General features: G+C 70.4%; 12 protein-coding genes. 8 read left to right on the forward strand and 4 right to left on the reverse strand.

Annotated features, from left to right (window positions below):
• The first annotated feature begins 23 nt into the window (after positions 1-23).
• Positions 24-1,808, forward strand: coding sequence for a malto-oligosyltrehalose trehalohydrolase (treZ, locus tag ON30_RS09710; RefSeq protein WP_051029135.1), 1,785 nt, complete (start codon positions 24-26; stop codon positions 1,806-1,808).
• Positions 1,809-1,826: 18 nt separating this feature from the next.
• Positions 1,827-3,083, forward strand: a complete 1,257-nt coding sequence (locus ON30_RS09715) for a serine hydrolase domain-containing protein (protein WP_040705930.1) — start codon at positions 1,827-1,829, stop codon at positions 3,081-3,083.
• A gap of 10 nt (positions 3,084-3,093) precedes the next feature.
• On the opposite strand, the gene ilvA is transcribed toward ON30_RS09715, so the two are convergent.
• Positions 3,094-4,449 (reverse strand): threonine ammonia-lyase IlvA, encoded by a 1,356-nt coding sequence (gene ilvA / locus ON30_RS09720; protein WP_040705931.1) that lies wholly within the window; start codon positions 4,447-4,449, stop codon positions 3,094-3,096.
• Between the two features lie 56 nt (positions 4,450-4,505).
• Positions 4,506-4,952, reverse strand: coding sequence for a nitroreductase family deazaflavin-dependent oxidoreductase (locus ON30_RS09725; protein WP_040705932.1), 447 nt, complete (start codon positions 4,950-4,952; stop codon positions 4,506-4,508).
• Between the two features lie 87 nt (positions 4,953-5,039).
• Here ON30_RS09725 and ON30_RS09730 point away from each other — a divergent pair, with 87 nt between their 5' ends.
• The 3 genes from ON30_RS09730 (at position 5,040) to ON30_RS09740 (ending at position 7,362) form a co-directional block, all read left to right on the forward strand.
• Complete coding sequence (locus ON30_RS09730) at positions 5,040-5,288, forward strand: hypothetical protein (RefSeq protein ID WP_040705933.1); 249 nt, start codon at positions 5,040-5,042, stop codon at positions 5,286-5,288.
• Between the two features lie 66 nt (positions 5,289-5,354).
• Complete coding sequence (locus ON30_RS09735) at positions 5,355-5,981, forward strand: MspA family porin (RefSeq protein WP_169334898.1); 627 nt, start codon at positions 5,355-5,357, stop codon at positions 5,979-5,981.
• Between the two features lie 106 nt (positions 5,982-6,087).
• Positions 6,088-7,362 (forward strand): T6SS phospholipase effector Tle1-like catalytic domain-containing protein, encoded by a 1,275-nt coding sequence (locus tag ON30_RS09740; RefSeq protein WP_083911275.1) that lies wholly within the window; start codon positions 6,088-6,090, stop codon positions 7,360-7,362.
• Here the strand turns inward: ON30_RS09740 and treY are convergent.
• Positions 7,348-9,792 carry a malto-oligosyltrehalose synthase gene (gene treY, locus ON30_RS09745; protein ID WP_083911276.1) on the reverse strand — a complete coding sequence of 815 codons (2,445 nt, stop codon included), beginning with the start codon at positions 9,790-9,792 and terminating at the stop codon, positions 7,348-7,350. The genes ON30_RS09740 and treY overlap by 15 nt on opposite strands.
• Entirely contained in the window at positions 9,789-11,924 is a 2,136-nt protein-coding gene (gene glgX / locus ON30_RS09750; protein ID WP_040705934.1) for a glycogen debranching protein GlgX, read from the reverse strand. Before glgX ends, treY begins: the two co-directional genes overlap by 4 nt.
• 189 nt (positions 11,925-12,113) lie before the next feature.
• Between glgX and ON30_RS09755 the strand changes: the two genes are divergently transcribed.
• Genes ON30_RS09755 through bioD form a run of 3 tightly spaced genes read left to right on the forward strand, consistent with a single transcriptional unit; the run spans position 12,114 to position 15,289 of the window.
• On the forward strand, positions 12,114-13,391 hold the full coding sequence (locus tag ON30_RS09755) for an adenosylmethionine--8-amino-7-oxononanoate transaminase (protein WP_085999301.1): 1,278 nt from the start codon (positions 12,114-12,116) through the stop codon (positions 13,389-13,391).
• Positions 13,392-13,433: 42 nt separating this feature from the next.
• On the forward strand, positions 13,434-14,588 hold the full coding sequence (locus ON30_RS09760) for an 8-amino-7-oxononanoate synthase (RefSeq protein WP_040705935.1): 1,155 nt from the start codon (positions 13,434-13,436) through the stop codon (positions 14,586-14,588).
• The gene (gene bioD, locus ON30_RS09765; protein ID WP_040705936.1) at positions 14,585-15,289 is read left to right on the forward strand and encodes a dethiobiotin synthase; all 705 of its coding nucleotides are present in this window, start codon (positions 14,585-14,587) and stop codon (positions 15,287-15,289) included. Before ON30_RS09760 ends, bioD begins: the two co-directional genes overlap by 4 nt.
• The last annotated feature ends 209 nt before the right edge of the window (positions 15,290-15,498 follow it).

Raw genomic sequence — 15,498 nt, forward strand, 5'->3', positions numbered from 1 at the left:
GCGACCCGTGCGATGCTGGGCCGATGACGGCGTTCGAGGTGTGGGCTCCGCGCGCGGAGCGGGTACGGCTGGATCTCGACGGCGACGTCCATCCGATGACCCGCGCGTCCGAGGGATGGTGGCGGGTCGATCGGGCCGCCGAATCCGGTGCGCGCTACGGCTTCCTGCTGGACGACGATCCGACGGTGCTGCCCGATCCGCGTTCCGCGCGTCAGCCGGAGGGTGTGCACGCTCGCTCGGCCGTGCACGTCCTCGATCCGAACCGCTGGACCGACGCGGGCTGGACCGGTCGCCCGTTGGCGGGCGCGCTGTTCTACGAACTGCACATCGGCGCGTTCACCCCCGAGGGCACCTTCGACGCCGCGATCGACCGCCTGGACCACCTGGTCGACCTCGGTGTGACGGTCGTGGAGATCATGCCGGTCAACGCCTTCGACGGCACGCACAACTGGGGCTACGACGGCGTGCTCTGGTACGCGGTGCACGAACCCTACGGGGGGCCGGACGGTCTGCAACGGTTCGTCGACGCCTGCCACGCGCGCGGCCTGGCCGTGGCGCTGGACGTCGTCTACAACCATCTCGGCCCGTCCGGCAACTACTTGCCGCGCTTCGGCCCCTATCTCACCGAGGGCCGCAACACCTGGGGGCAGAGCCTGAACCTGGACGGACCCGACTCCGGTCCGGTGCGCGGGCACATCCTCGACAACGCGCTGCGCTGGCTGCGCGAATTCCACATCGACGCGCTGCGCCTGGACGCCGTGCACGCCTTGGTCGACCGGACCGCCACCCACCTGCTCGCCGAACTGGCCGACGCGACCACCGCCCTGTCGGCCCACGTGCGCCGCCCGCTGACCCTGATCGCCGAGAGCGACCTCAACGACCCCCGACTGATCACCGCGCGCGCGGCGGGCGGCTACGGACTGGGCGGGCAGTGGAACGACGACTTCCACCACGCCGTGCACACTGCGGTCTCCGGTGAGCGACAGGGGTATTACGCCGATTTCGGGTCGCTCGCGACCCTCGCGCGGACGCTGCGGCACGGGTTCTTCCACGCGGGCACGTATTCGAGTTTCCGCCGACGCGTGCACGGCCGACCGCTGGACCGCGCCCTGATCCCCGCCTCGACCCTGCTGGGCTACACCTGCACCCACGACCAGATCGGCAACCGCGCGATCGGTGACCGGCCCAGCGCCTACCTCGCGGACGGCCAGTTGGCGATCAAGGCCGCGCTGGTGCTGTTATCGGCGTTCACGCCGATGCTGTTCATGGGGGAGGAGTGGGGCGCGCGCACCCCGTTCCTGTTCTTCACCTCGCACACCGACCCCGTCATCGGCGCGGCCACCGCCACCGGGCGCAAGGCCGAATTCGCCGAACACGGCTGGTCGAGCGAGGACGTGCCCGATCCACAGGACCCCGAGACCTTCCTGCGCTCCAAGATCGACTGGTCCGAGCCCGATTCGGCGTCGCACGCGCGCCTGCTGGCCTGCTACCGAGCGTTGATCGCGCTGCGCCGCGAACGCGCCGAGATCACCGATCCGTGGCTGTCCGGGGTCGAGGTCGACTACGACGAGCGACAGGGATGGATCGTGGTCACCCGCGGACCGCTGCGGTTGCTGTGCAACCTGTCCGCCGAACCGGTCCGGATTCCCGTCACCGGAGCCACGGTGCTGGCCTGGGTCGAACCCGAGTTCGATCCGGTCTCCGGTCACCCCACCCTGCCCGGACACTGCTTCGCCGTCGTCGAGGACCCGCCTCGAGATCCGATCGTGGCCTCACCTGGTGATACGGGGATTGCCGGGATCCGATGACGCCATTACCGTTGAAAGATGAGCAATGTGGCTTCGTCCGGAGATCTCGCGGACCTACCCGGAGGGGTCGGCGGTAGCGTCGCCCCCGGATTCGCCCCCCTGGTGCGGGCATTCGCTGCGGCCTACGGGCGGCGAAAAGGGGCGGGGGCCGCGCTCGCGGTGCACCTGCACGGACAGCCACTGGTCGACATCTGGGTCGGCACGCACAGCGGTAGCAAGCCGTGGACCGGTCGGACCGGCGCGATCGTCTTCTCGGCCACCAAAGGCGTCACCGCCACCGTCATCCACCGACTCGCCGACCGCGGGCTCATCGACTACGACGCACCGGTCGCCGAATACTGGCCGGAATTCGCCGCCAACGGCAAGGGCTCGATCACGGTCGCGCAGGTCATGACCCATCGCGCGGGCCTGTCCGGGCTCGGCGCGCTGGCCACCGACATCACCGAAGTCCTCGACCACCAGCTCATGGAGGAGCGGCTGGCCGCGGCGAAACCGGACCGGCTGCTCGGCGTGCCGACCTATCACGCGCTCACCTACGGCTGGTTGCTGGCCGGTCTGGCCCGCCGGGTGACCGGCCGCGGCCTCGGCGAGTTGTTCCGCGCCGAGGTCACCGAACCGCTCGGCATCGACGGCATCCACCTGGGCCTGCCGCCCAGCGGCTCCACCGTCGACTTCGCGCCGATCGCGGGCAACCACCTGCGGCTGTTGGGCGGCCCGGTCGGCGGCTACCTGCTGGCCCGCACCTTCGGCTTCCCCGGCGCGCCCGGCGCCGCCGCCCGCGCGCTGTTCATGCCCGGCGTGGACACCTTCCTCGAAGGCCCCAACCCGCCGATCCTGAACACCGAACTCGGCGCGGGCAACGGCGTGTGCACCGCCACCGGCCTGGCCACCATGTACGGAGTGCTCGCCAACGGCGGCATGTCGGACGGACGTCGCTACCTGTCGGCGCGCACCATCGCCGAACTGCGCCGCATCCGCTCCTACCGACTCGATCACGCGCTGTTCTACTTCCCGATGATGTGGCACCTCGGCTACCACTCGATGCCGATGCCCTACGCGCACGAAGGGCTCGGCCACATCGGCCTCGGCGGCTCCTTCGGCTGGGCCGAACCCCGACTCGGACTCTCCGTCGGGTTCGTGCACAACCGGATGGGCGTACCGCAGATCACCGGCGACCAGATGGCCGCGGTGTGGCTGCTCCCGCTGATCGTCAACTGCCTGCGCGGCGCCGCCCGGCGGCCCGCCCCCGAGATCCGTCGGGAAGCGGCCGCCTGAGCGCGTCGGGTCAGGTCAAGTAGCGGTAGGCGGGGGAGCCGGGCTCGAGCCGTTCGCAGCGGATGGGCGATTCGTCCATCCGCTGCCGCAGCGGGGCCAGCCCGGCCCTGCTGCCCAGTTCGATGCCGACCAGCGCGGACCCGGTCTCCCGGTTGTTGCGCTTGACGTATTCGAACATGGTGATGTCGTCGTCGGGGCCGAGCACCTCGTCCAGGAAGCGCCGCAGCGCGCCCGGCTCCTGCGGGAAGTCCACCAGGAAGTAGTGCTTGAGCCCGCGGTGCACCAGCGAGCGCTCGATGATCTCGCCGTAGCGGGAGACGTCGTTGTTGCCGCCGGAGACCAGGCACACCACCGTCGACCCGGGTTCGACCTCGAGTTCGCACAAGCCGGTGACCGCCAGCGCGCCCGCGGGTTCGGCGACGATGCCCTCGTTCTGGTAGAGGTCGAGCATCGTGGTGCAGATCGCGCCCTCGTCGACGTGCATCACCCGGAACGATCCCGCGCCCTCCGGCGGTTCGGTGGCGGTGAGCAGCGGCAGCGAGGCGTGCGAGACCACCCGGCCGCCGAAACTCGCGGCGGCCTCGTAGGGCACCCGGCCGATGCGGCGCACGGCGGCGCCGTCGACGAACGGGTCGATCGTCGGCAGGGTGACCGGGCCGCCCGCGACCAAGGCCGCCGTCATCGAGGCGGCGCCGCTGGGCTCGACGCCCAGGATGCCCGCGCGCGGCGCGCGTTCCCGCAGATAGGTGCCGACGCCGGCGAGGCAGCCGCCGCCGCCGACGGGGATGACCACCAGATCCGGCGGTCCGTCGAGTTGTTCGAGGATCTCGGCGGCGATGGTGCCCTGTCCCGCGGCGGTGCGGGTGTCGTCGAACGGCGCGACCATGGTGGCCCCGGTGCGTTCGACGTCGGCGGCGGCCGCGGCGGCCGCGGCGTCGTAGGTCTCGCCGACGGCGATCAGTTCGACGTATTCGCCGCCGTGCACGCGGATGCGGTCGCGTTTCTGCTTCGGGGTGGTGGTGGGCACGTAGATGCGGCCGCGGATTCCCATCGCGTGACACGCGTAGGCGACGCCCTGCGCGTGGTTGCCCGCGCTGGCCGCGACGACGCCCGCCTCCCGTTCGCGGGGAGTGAGCTGGACGATGAGGTTGTAGGCGCCGCGCAGTTTGTAGGAGCGGACCGCGGTGAGGTCCTCGCGCTTGAGATAGACCTGCGCGCCGGTCAATGTCGACAGTCTCGGGCTGAACTGGAGCGGGGTCGGGTCGATGATGTCGGAAATTCGCTTGGCGGCAGCATCGATCTCGTCCGCGCTCAACGCGGGACGAGTCGCGGACAGGTCGTCGAGTACCTCTAGCGGATCGGACACCCGAAATATGCTGCCACCCGCCGTTTCGTTCCCGGACGGCGGGTGGCGGAGATCGGCTACTCGCCCGCCGGGCGCGGGGTCAACACGAAGACCGGGATCTCGCGGGTGGTCTTGGTCTGATAGTTCGCGTAGTCGGGCCAGACCGCCACGGCCCGCTCCCACCACGCCGCCTTCTCCTCGCCGGTGACCTCGCGGGCGGTGTAGTCGGCGGTGACCGTGCCGTCGCGCAGTTCGACGTGCGGGTCGGCCTTGATGTTGTAGTACCAGACCGGGTTCTTCGGCGCGCCGCCCAGCGAGGCGACCACGGCGTACTCGCCGTCGTGCTCGACCCGCATGAGCGGTGTCTTGCGGAGTTTGCCGGATTTCGCGCCGCGGGTGGTCAGCAGGATGACCGGCTTGCCGTTGAGCGAGGTGCCGGTGGTGCCGCCGGAGTTCTCGTAGGTCTCGGCCTGTTCCCTGGCCCAGTCCGAGGTGCTGGGTGCGTACTCTCCTGTCAGTGGCATATCCGGCCCAACGCCCACGGCCGCGCGACTGTTCCCGTACGGAAAAGTTCGGTGGCCCGAACTCCTGTGTCCGGCTATCCTGAGCAGATGACGACGGTGCACCGGGCCAGGCCCCAGACGATCGACCTCGCGGGTTCCGCGTGGCCGGTGTACAAGCTGGAAGCCCTCGCCGCGGGGCTGATCACCCTCGTCGTCCTGGCGATGATCGTCGGTTCCCCGCAACTCGCCGTCCTGGCCGGCGCGGCGGTGGCCGCGGCGCGCTGGTCCCTCGGCGCGTTCGCGGCGCGGCGCGCGTCCGAGGTCACCGGCCGGGAATCGGTGCTCGCCCCGCGCTGACCGGGTGGCGCTCCCCGTCGTGTCACGCGTCACTCGCATAGCGACGTGCTACTACAGTCTGGGGCCATGCCGTCGAACCTGTCACGAGCGGCCGCGATCGCCCTCGGTGCGATCCTGGCCTGTGCTCCGCTGTTCGCCTCACCGCCGCGGGCGACCGCCGAGATCGTACCCATGCCACCGCACGAGAAGACTTTCGTCTCCCCGAACGGGATCTCGTTCATGGTCGGCAACCGCGACGAGACCATCAACCGGATCCCGCCGCTGAACATGATGGGCACCACGCGCGAAGCGCTGGTCAGCGGCGTCGCCTACGGTCGCCTCGACGGCGGGACGGCGGGCAAACTGCGGGTGGGCTACCACGTCGGCTGCGCGGTCGAGATCGGCGGCAGCACCATCGGCGTGACCCCGAACTTCTACTACTACGACCCCGACCTCGATCCGGGCAACAACGACCCGCTGGCCATCGCCCCGGTCGCCACGCTCAACCTCAACCCCGGTCAGGTCACCGACGTCGCCATGATGGAGAAGACGATGGTGCCCGGCAAGCAGATCAACCTCGGCGTCCGCGATTACCACATCCGCGTCAACTCCTGCACCGGTCCGGTCACCCTGCGCCAGTACACCTACGTCTACCTCGAATCCGAGGACACCGACGATTCCGGCGCGGTCTTCGGCGACTCCACCTGGCTCTGATCCGCCCGCCGCGCGCGCCCCGGTCCCGTGCCGGGGCGCCGTGCTGTCCCGATCCGAGTAGTCGACTACGCGCGTGTCGTCGCGGTCGCCGAAGGAGAATTCCCCCATGAAGCGCCTGGTGGTGTGTTGCGACGGGACGTGGAAGGCCGAATCGAGCAGCACGGTCTCCAACATCGTGAAGATCGCGCAGACGGTGTGCGTCTCCGCGCCGGGTCCGCACGGCGCCGTGATCCCGCAGTGGGTCAGCTACGTCTCCGGCCCCGGCGCCCGCGGCTTCCTGACCGACCGGATGGTGGGCGGCGCGTTCGGCCTCGGACTCGAGGCCAACCTGTCCTCGGCCTACTGGCATCTGGCGTTGAACTGGGAGCCCGGCGACGAGATCTACCTCTTCGGCTTCAGTCGCGGCGCGTTCACCGCCCGCAGCCTCGCGGGCCTGATCAGCCGGATCGGGCTGCTCACCCCGGCGGCCATGATCGACGGCCGCTACCCCGACGCGCTGGCCCTCTACCGACAGCCACCGCCCGTCGACGGGTCCACCCCGCCGTCGTGGGAACGTTTCCGCGCCGAGCACTGCCGCCATCCCGCGCGCATCGATTTCCTAGGCGTCTTCGACACCGTCGGCGCGCTCGGCGTTCCCGGTCTCACCGCGTTGCGCCACCGCTTCCACGACGTGCGCCTCTCGCCGAACGTGCACCGCGCGCGCCAAGCCCTGGCCATCGATGAGCGTCGTCGCGCGTTCGAGCCCTGCCTGTGGGAGGTGCCCGTGGAACCCGAGGTGAAGTACCGCCGCGACGTCGCGCGCGTCAAGCAGGTGTGGTTCGCGGGCGTGCACACCGATATCGGCGGGGGCTATCCCGAATGCGGGCTGTCGGATCTGACACTGCGCTGGATGGTGCGCGAGGCCGCCGACGCGGGACTGGTCTTCGATCGCGACCGCCTCGACACCCTCGCCCGGCGGTGCCCGCGCACCCCTGAGGTCCACCTGACCAGGCACGACTCGCTACGACCGGCCTACCGCGCGCTGAATCTGCTGCGCACCCTGCGCGCGCCGCGCAGCGAACGGTTCCACCTCGACTCGTGGCGGCGGCTGGCCCCGCGCCGCCGCGGCGGCGCGGACAGCGGGGTCAAACTCGCCTCGGCCGTCCTCTCGACGCCCGGATACCATCCGCCCAACCTGGAACGGTGGCGCGCCGACACCTTCGGCGGATCGTTCCCCGAGGACCTGTTCGAGGACATCGACTCCGTCCCGGCGCAAGAGGCCGCGACCCCTGACATCTCGGCCCCCGCCGCCCCGGCGCACGAAGTCTCGGCGACCGACTGCCCGGCGCATGGGCTCTCTGCGACCGACAGTCCGGCGCACCAGGTGTCAGCGCACGAGTAGGGCGACCGGTAGGCGTGCGAACAGCGTGTCGAGCGCGGCCCGACCCTGGAAGGTGTGCCCGGTGAGACGATCGGTCCACACGCCCGCGGGCAGGTCGAGAGTCGTGTCACCCCAGCCGGATTCGCCCAGCCCGAGACTGTGGCGGGTGGCGGCGACGATCACCTCGGGCGCTTCGCCGCGTCGACCGCGCGCGAAGGCGACCAGCCTGCTCGCGTGGTCGCCGGTCGCGAACAGCGGCAGGTAGGCGCCGCCGACGAAGCAGTCCGGCCGCTCGCGACGCAGCCACAGCGCGTAGGCCACGATCCACATCTTGGCCGCGCCCGAGGTGTCCAGCGCGGGCGTGCCGGTCAGCGATTGCAGCATGCCGGTGCGGCCGGCGAAATCCACCGGACGGCGGTTGTCGGGGTCGACCAGCGAATCCTCCCACCATTCGCAGCCCTGGTAGAGGTCGGGAATGCCGGGGCCGCACAGTTGCAGCAGTTTCTGCGCCAGCGAATCCGACCAGGCGTGCGGGGCCAGATCGTGCACCATATCGCTCATCTCGCTGCCCACCGGTCCGTCGATGACCGCGTCGATCCACCCGTGCACCTGGGATTCGAATTCGGCGTCGGGTTCTTCCCAAGAGGTCCGGGTGCCCGCCTCGCGAATGGCCTTCTCCGCGAACGCGTGCAGTCGTTCGCGCAGATTCGGGACCGAGGACGCGGGCCGCCCGTCGGCGGGCCACACCCCGAACATGTTTTGCAACAAAAACAGCGCGGTCGCCCCGTCGGGCGCGGGCGTCTGTTCCAGCCACGACTCCACCGCCGAGGCCCAGTCGCTCGCGGCCTGCGACAGCACGCCGATCCGCGCGCGGACGTCCTCGCCGCGTTTGGTGTCGTGGGTGGACAGGGTGGTCATGGTCGCGGGCCAGCGTTCGGCGCGCTCGGTGTTGGCGAGATGGAATTCGTTGAGCGAGTGGCCGAACCGCGCCGGGTTGCCGCCGACCTCCTGGAGGGAGACCAGTCGCGCGCCCTGGTAGAACATGGTGTCCTCGACGGCTTTGGCGGTGATCGCCCCGCACACCTGCCCGAAGCGCCGCGTCGCCTCGCCGTCCACGGCCAGCGCCGCCACCAGCACCGACAGCGGCACGGTCAGTTCGCTGTTGCGTCTCTCGACCTCGCGGACCACCGCGCCGGTCATTCCGGCCAGCGGCGCGTAGTCGGCCCGGTAGACCGGCATGAACGCCAGCACCTCGATGGTGGCGTTGGTGAGCGCGAGGGTGTCGAAGCTCTCGGCGGCGGCGTCGCGTTTGATCGCGGCCACCAGTCGTCGCACCTCGGGGGCCAAAATGCTTTCGGCCACGGCGCGTTTGATGCGGTGTTCGGTCTCCCCGACCCAGGCCCGGTCGCTGCCGTGTCCGGCGAAGCGGCGCGACAGTTCGGTCAGCGCGTGCTCGCCCTCGGGGTCGATGAGCACCCCGCCGAGCCCGGCCAGCGCGTCGTAGCCGGTGGTGCCGTCCACCGGCAGGGTGGCGTCCAGCGGTTCCCGGTTGGCGAGCACCTTCTCCACCAGCAGCAGTCGGTGCGGGCCGATGAGCCTGCGCAGGCGGGCGGTGTAGGCGGCCGGATAGGACAGGCCGTCGGGATGGTCGACGCGCACGCCGTCGATGAGGTCGTGTTCGCACCAGGCGGCCAGTTCCCGGTGGGTGATCTCGAAGACCTCCGGGTCCTCCTGGCGCACCGCGGCCAGACTGCTGACGGCGAAGAACCGCCGGTAGGTGCACACGCCCGCCTTCCAGGAGACCAGGCGGTAGTGCTGTTTGTCGTGGATGCGCAGCGCGTTGTCGCCGTCGGTGCCGGGCGCGATCGGGAACCGCAGGTCGTGCAGCGCCAGCATCGGTTCCGGTCCGGTCCGGTCCACCGTCAGCGCCGCCGGGTCGTTGTCGCTCTGCAACACCGGCAGTGCCAGACGCCCGCCCGCGCCGTTGGCCGAACTCCAGTCGATGTCGAAGAAGTGCTGGTAGGCCGACTCGCGGCCGTTGCGCAGCACATCCCACCACCACGGGTTCTGCCGCGGATCGGCGACGCCGACATGGTTGGGAACCAGGTCGACGATCAGCCCCATGCCCCGACTGCGCACCTCGTCGGCGAGTGCCTTGAGGCCGGCGGGGCCGCCGAGCGCGGCCGAGACGGTGGTCGGGTCGGCGACGTCGTAGCCGTGCGTCGAACCGTGCATCGGGGTGAGGATCGGCGACAGGTACAGGTGCGAGATCCCCAGTTGCTGGAGGTATTCGGCGATCGTGCGGGCGTCGGTGAAGGTCAGCGCGTCCGGCCGCAGTTGCAGCCGGTAGGTGCTGCGCACCGGGGTCGGGCGGGTGCGTGGACGTCCGAGCGGGGCCGGATCGGTGTCGCGTGCGGGGGTGCCGGGATGCGGTGTCTGTGCGGTGGTCATGGGCGTGCGGAGGAGGCGGGGCAACGGAGGACGAGTAGGCAGCGGCCCGGCACCTCGACCGTGGCCGAGGCGGTGTAGGCGGCCTCGGAGCGGCCGTCGGGCGCCGAGCAGTCCAGGGCGACGAACCATTCGGCGCCGAAGTCGGCGTCGGGCAGGACGAAGTCCAGGGCGGAGTCGTGGGCGTTGAAGCAGAGCAGGAACGAGTCGTCGGTGATGCGTTCCCCGCGCGGGCCGGGCTCGGGGATGCCGAGGCCGTTGAGGTAGGCGGTCAGCGATTTGCCGAAACCGCTGTCCCAGTCCGCGGTCGTCATCTCCTCGCCCGCCGGGGTGAGCCAGGCGATGTCGCGCGCGGTGTCCTTGGCGCGCACCGGGCCGCCGGCGAAGAATCGGCGGCGGCGGAACACGGGATGGTCGGTGCGCAACGCGATGACGTTGCGGGTGAACCCGAGCAGGTCGGCGTTGGTCTCGGTCAGCGACCAGTCCATCCAGGCCAGTTCGGAGTCCTGGCAGTAGACGTTGTTGTTGCCGTGCTGGGTCCGGCCCATCTCGTCGCCGTGCGCGAGCATCGGAACGCCCTGGGACAGAATCAGAGTGGCGAGCAGATTGCGGGATTGCCTGTCGCGCAACGCCAGGATGTCCGGGTCGTCGGTCGGTCCCTCGACGCCGCAGTTCCAGGAGCGGTTGTGGCTCTCGCCGTCGCGGTTGTCCTCGCCGTTGGCCTCGTTGTGTTTCTCGTTGTAGGACACCAGGTCCCGCAGCGTGAAACCGTCGTGCGCGGTGACGAAGTTGATACTGGCGCTGGGCCTGCGGCCGGTGGCCTCGTACAGGTCCGAGGAACCGGTGAGCCGGGAGGCGAATTCGCCGAGGGTGGCGGGTTCGCCGCGCCAGTAGTCGCGCACGGTGTCGCGGTACTTGCCGTTCCATTCGGTCCACTGGCCGGGGAAGTTGCCGACCTGGTAGCCGCCTTCTCCGACGTCCCACGGTTCGGCGATCAGCTTGACCTGGCTGACCACCGGATCCTGCTGGACCAGGTCGAAGAAGGTGGAGAGCCGGTCCACGTCGTGCAGTTCGCGGGCCAGGGTCGCGGCGAGGTCGAAGCGGAACCCGTCGACGTGCATCTCCAGCACCCAGTAGCGCAACGAGTCCATGATCAGCTGCAAGGTGTGCGGATGCCGCACGTTGAGGCTGTTGCCGGTGCCGGTGTAGTCCTTGTACAGCGACGGGTCGGTGTCGAGCAGGCGGTAGTAGGCGGCGTTGTCGATGCCGCGGAAGGCGATGGTGGGACCGAGGTGGTTGCCCTCGGCGGTGTGGTTGTAGACCACGTCGAGGATGACCTCGATGCCTTCGGCGTGCAGCGCGCGCACCATCGCCTTGAATTCGGTGACCGCCGCGCCGCCGCGCGGACTCGCCGCGTACCCGTTGTGCGGGGCGAGGTAGCCGAAGCTGTTGTACCCCCAGTAGTTTCGCAGCCCCTGGTCGATGAGGACCTGGTCGTGCAGGAACTGGTGTACCGGCATGAGTTCGATCGCGGTGACGCCGAGCCCCTTGAGGTGGCCGACGATCGCGGGGTGCGCGATGCCCGCGTAGGTGCCGCGCAGCTCGTCGGGAATCTCCGGGTGCGTCATCGTCATTCCCTTGACGTGCGCCTCGTAGATGACCGTCTCGTGATAGGGCCGGTTCGGCGGGCGGTCCGCGCCCCAGTCGAAGAACGGGTTGATCACCACGCAGGTCATGGTGTGGCCCAACGAGTCCAGGCCGTGGGTGTGCAGTGACGGGTCGTTGTCGAATTCGCCGTCGAAGGCTTTGCCGTACGGGTCGAGCAGCAATTTGCTCGGGTCGCAACGCAATCCGCGTTCGGGATCGTAGGGCCCGTGCACTCGGAAGCCGTAGCGCTGCCCCGGCGCGACGGTCGGGATGTAGGCGTGCCAGACGTAGGTGTCGACTTCCTCGAGCGGGATTCGCGTCTCGCCGCCGTCGCGGCCGATCAGGCACAGCTCGACCGCTTCGGCTACCTCGGAGAACACCGAGAAGTTGGTGCCCGCGCCGTCGTAGGTGGCCCCGAGCGGGTACGGGGTGCCCGGCCACACGCCGAGTGGGGTGAGGTCGCCTGCGGACGGGTCGGGCTCAGACATAGCAACGACAGTAGCGCCAGCGCGGGGTTCGCTCTCGCGGGCGGGCGCGCGCATCCGGTAGACCGAGGTAGCGCGGGTCGTGATGGCGGTGCGGTCGGTGCCCGCCGCGGTCGGGCGGTCGCGGGCGATGGTAACTTGAACGCTGTTCAAGTCGGTCGGGAGGCGACCGGACGAGTGGTGAGGACAGCCGTGACACCAACCCCCGAGGAGATCGCCGCCGTCGACGCGGCACACCTGTGGCATCCCTACGGCGGCTTCCCGGCAACCACCGAGCCGCTGATCGTCACCGAGGCGAGCGGCGTCACCCTCACCCTCGCCGACGGGCGCGTCCTGGTGGACGGCATGAGTTCCTGGTGGGCGGCCATCCACGGCTACCGGCATCCCGCCCTCGACGCCGCCGCCCTCACCCAACTGCGCCGGATGAGTCACGTGATGTTCGGCGGACTCACCCACGAGCCCGCCGCCGAACTCGCGCGGCTCCTGGTGGAGCTCACGCCCGCCGGACTCGACAAAGTCTTCCTCTGCGATTCCGGCTCGGTGTCGGTGGAGGTCGCGGCGAAGATGTGTCTGCAATATCAGCGCGCCCGCGACCGCCCGGCCAAACATCGGCTGCTGACCTGGCGGGGCGGCTACCACGGCGACACCTTCACCCCGATGAGCGTGTGCGATCCCGAGGGCGGCATGCACGCGCTGTGGTCCGACGTGCTGACCCCGCAGGTGTTCGTCTCCGCGCCGCCGCGCGACTACCGGGAGGACTACGTCGCCGAGTTGACCCGCACGATCGCCGCGCACGCCGACGAACTGGCCGCCGTCATCGTGGAACCGGTGGTGCAGGGCGCGGGCGGGATGCGCTGGCACGACCCGCGCTATCTCACCGATCTGCGTCGCCTGTGCGACGAACACGACGTGTTGCTGATCTTCGATGAGATCGCCACCGGTTTCGGCCGTACCGGGGCGCTGTTCGCCGCCGACCACGCCGGCGTGCGACCGGATGTGCTGTGCGTGGGCAAGGCCCTGACCGGCGGCTATCTCACCCTCGCCGCGACCTTGTGCACCGCGCGCATCGCGGAGACGGTGAGCGCGGCGCACGGCGGACTCATGCACGGTCCGACCTTCATGGGCAATCCGCTGGCCTGCGCGGTGGCCGTCGCCTCGATCCAGACCCTGCTCGCGAGCGACTGGCGCGCCTCGGTCGCGCGCATCGAGGCCGACCTGCGCGCCGGACTCGAACCCGTGCGTGACCTGCCCGGTGTCCGCGACGTGCGGGTCCTCGGCGCGATCGGGGTCGTGCAACTCGCGCGACCGGTCGACATGCGCCGCGCCACCGAGGCCGCCGTGGCCGCGGGCGCGTGGCTGCGCCCCTTCCGCGATCTCGTCTACTGCATGCCGCCGTTCATCAGCGACAGCGCCGACATCGCCGTCGTCACCGCCGCCATGCGTGCCGCGGTCACCGCCCAGGAGTACTGAGGGGATCGCGCCTTGAACGGTGTTCAAGTAAGCTCCCGAGCTGTGACTACCGATCCGCTGAGCTGGCTCGACGCCCGATCGGCCGAGCGCGACCGCGACGGTCTGCGCCGTCGATTGCGGCCACGGCCGCCGCATTCGCCCTCGATCGACCTGGCCTCCAACGACTACCTCGGCCTGAGCAGGCATCCCGAGGTGCTCGCGGGCGCCGCCGACTCGCTGCACCGCTGGGGCGCGGGATCGACCGGTTCGCGACTGGTCACCGGCACCACCGCCGAACACGAACAACTCGAGGACGAACTCGCCGAGTTCACCGGCGCGCGCTCGGCGCTGGTCTTCGCCTCCGGCTACGCCGCCAACCTCGGCGTCGTCACCGCCCTGTCCGGCCGCGACGCGCTGATCGTGTCCGACGCGGGCAGTCACGCCTCGCTGGTCGACGCCTGCCGGCTGTCCCGGGCCCGCGTCGAGATCGCGCCGCACCGCGACGTCGCCGCCGTCGACCACCTGCTGGCCACCCGCACCGAGGAACGCGCCCTGGTCCTCACCGATTCGGTGTTCAGCGCCGACGGCGATCTCGCGCCGCTGGCCGAGTTGCACCGGGTGAGCAGGGCCAGGGGAGCGGTGCTGATCGTCGACGAAGCACACGGCCTCGGCGTGCGCGGGGCGGGCGGACGCGGCCTGGTGCACGAACTCGGCTTGGCCGGACAGCCGGATCTGATCGTCACCGCCACGCTGTCCAAAGCCTTCGCCGCCCAGGGCGGGGCGGTGCTCGCCGACGAACGCGTGCGCGCGCACCTGATCGACACCGCGCGCACCTTCATCTTCGACACCGGACTCGCCCCCGCCTCGGTCGGCGCCGCCCGCGCGGCGCTGGCAGTCCTGCGACGCGAACCCGAACGCGCGGGCCTGGTCCTCGACCGCGCCGCCGACCTCGCCGACATCACCCGGGTCGGCGTCCCCGACTCGGCGGTCGTCCCGGTGATCCTCGGTGCGGCGTCGGTGGCCCACGCCGCCGCGCTGCGCTGTCGCGAACTGGGCCTCGAGGTCGGCTGTTTCCGGCCGCCGTCGGTTCCCGCGGGCACCTCACGTCTGCGCCTCACCGCCCGCGCCGATCTCACCCCCGAGCAGATGCGCACCATCGCCGCGGTGCTGGGGAAAGTGCTCGCCGAAGCGCGCGGCCGGGACGCGGTGCCCGCGTGAGCGTGCTGCTGGTCACCGGGACCTCCACCGGCGTCGGGAAGACGGTGGTCACCGCCGCACTGGCCGCCGCCGCGCTCGCCGAAGGGCTGTCGGTGACGGTCTGCAAACCGGCGCAGACCGGGGTGGCCGCGGGTGAACCCGGCGATCTGGCCGAGGTCCAACGGCTCGCCGGACCGCTGCCGACCCTCGAACTGGCCCGCTACCCCGATCCGCTGGCCCCCGACACGGCCGCGCGCCGCTGCGGACAGCCCTTGCTGACCCTGCGGGAGACCGTCGCGGCGATCGAAAGCGTCGCCGACGCCGATCTGACCTTGGTCGAGGGGGCGGGCGGCGCGCTGGTCCGACTCGGCGAGTTCACCCTGCCCGATCTGGCGCGCGCCTTGGACGCACCGGTCGTCGTGGTCACCGCCGCAGGACTGGGCACCCTCAACCACACCGAACTGACGACCCGCGCGCTGCGGGCCGAAGGCGTGCGGTGCGCGGGTCTGGTCATCGGCTCCTGGCCGACCGCACCGGATCTGGCCGCGTCGTGCAATCGCGTCGATCTGCCGCGGGTCAGCGCAGCGGAGATCGTGGGCGTCGTTCCCGAGGGCGCGGGGGAATGGCGCAGAGATCGTTTCCGGGCCGCGGCGCCGGGGTGGTTCGAGAGCGAATCATGGTCGTTTACCAGGGGATTTGACATCGTCCACACGACTACGTAACTTTGTCCAAGTCAGAGCGACACGGACACCGACCCGGAGCCGAGACGCAGAGCCGAAAGGCTCGGCGGGGCCTGGGAAACGAGGTAGTACGAGAGCGCCTGGCGATCACACTGGTTCGGTTTATACTCGGATTTGGTTTCGGGTGGTTGGCTGGGCTAAGCTGGAAAAGTTGCCTCACTGAATGGCCGGTTGTTTGCTGGTTCTGATGG

Source organism: Nocardia takedensis NBRC 100417 (assembly GCF_000308695.1).
Taxonomy (GTDB): Bacteria; Actinomycetota; Actinomycetes; order Mycobacteriales; family Mycobacteriaceae; genus Nocardia; species Nocardia takedensis.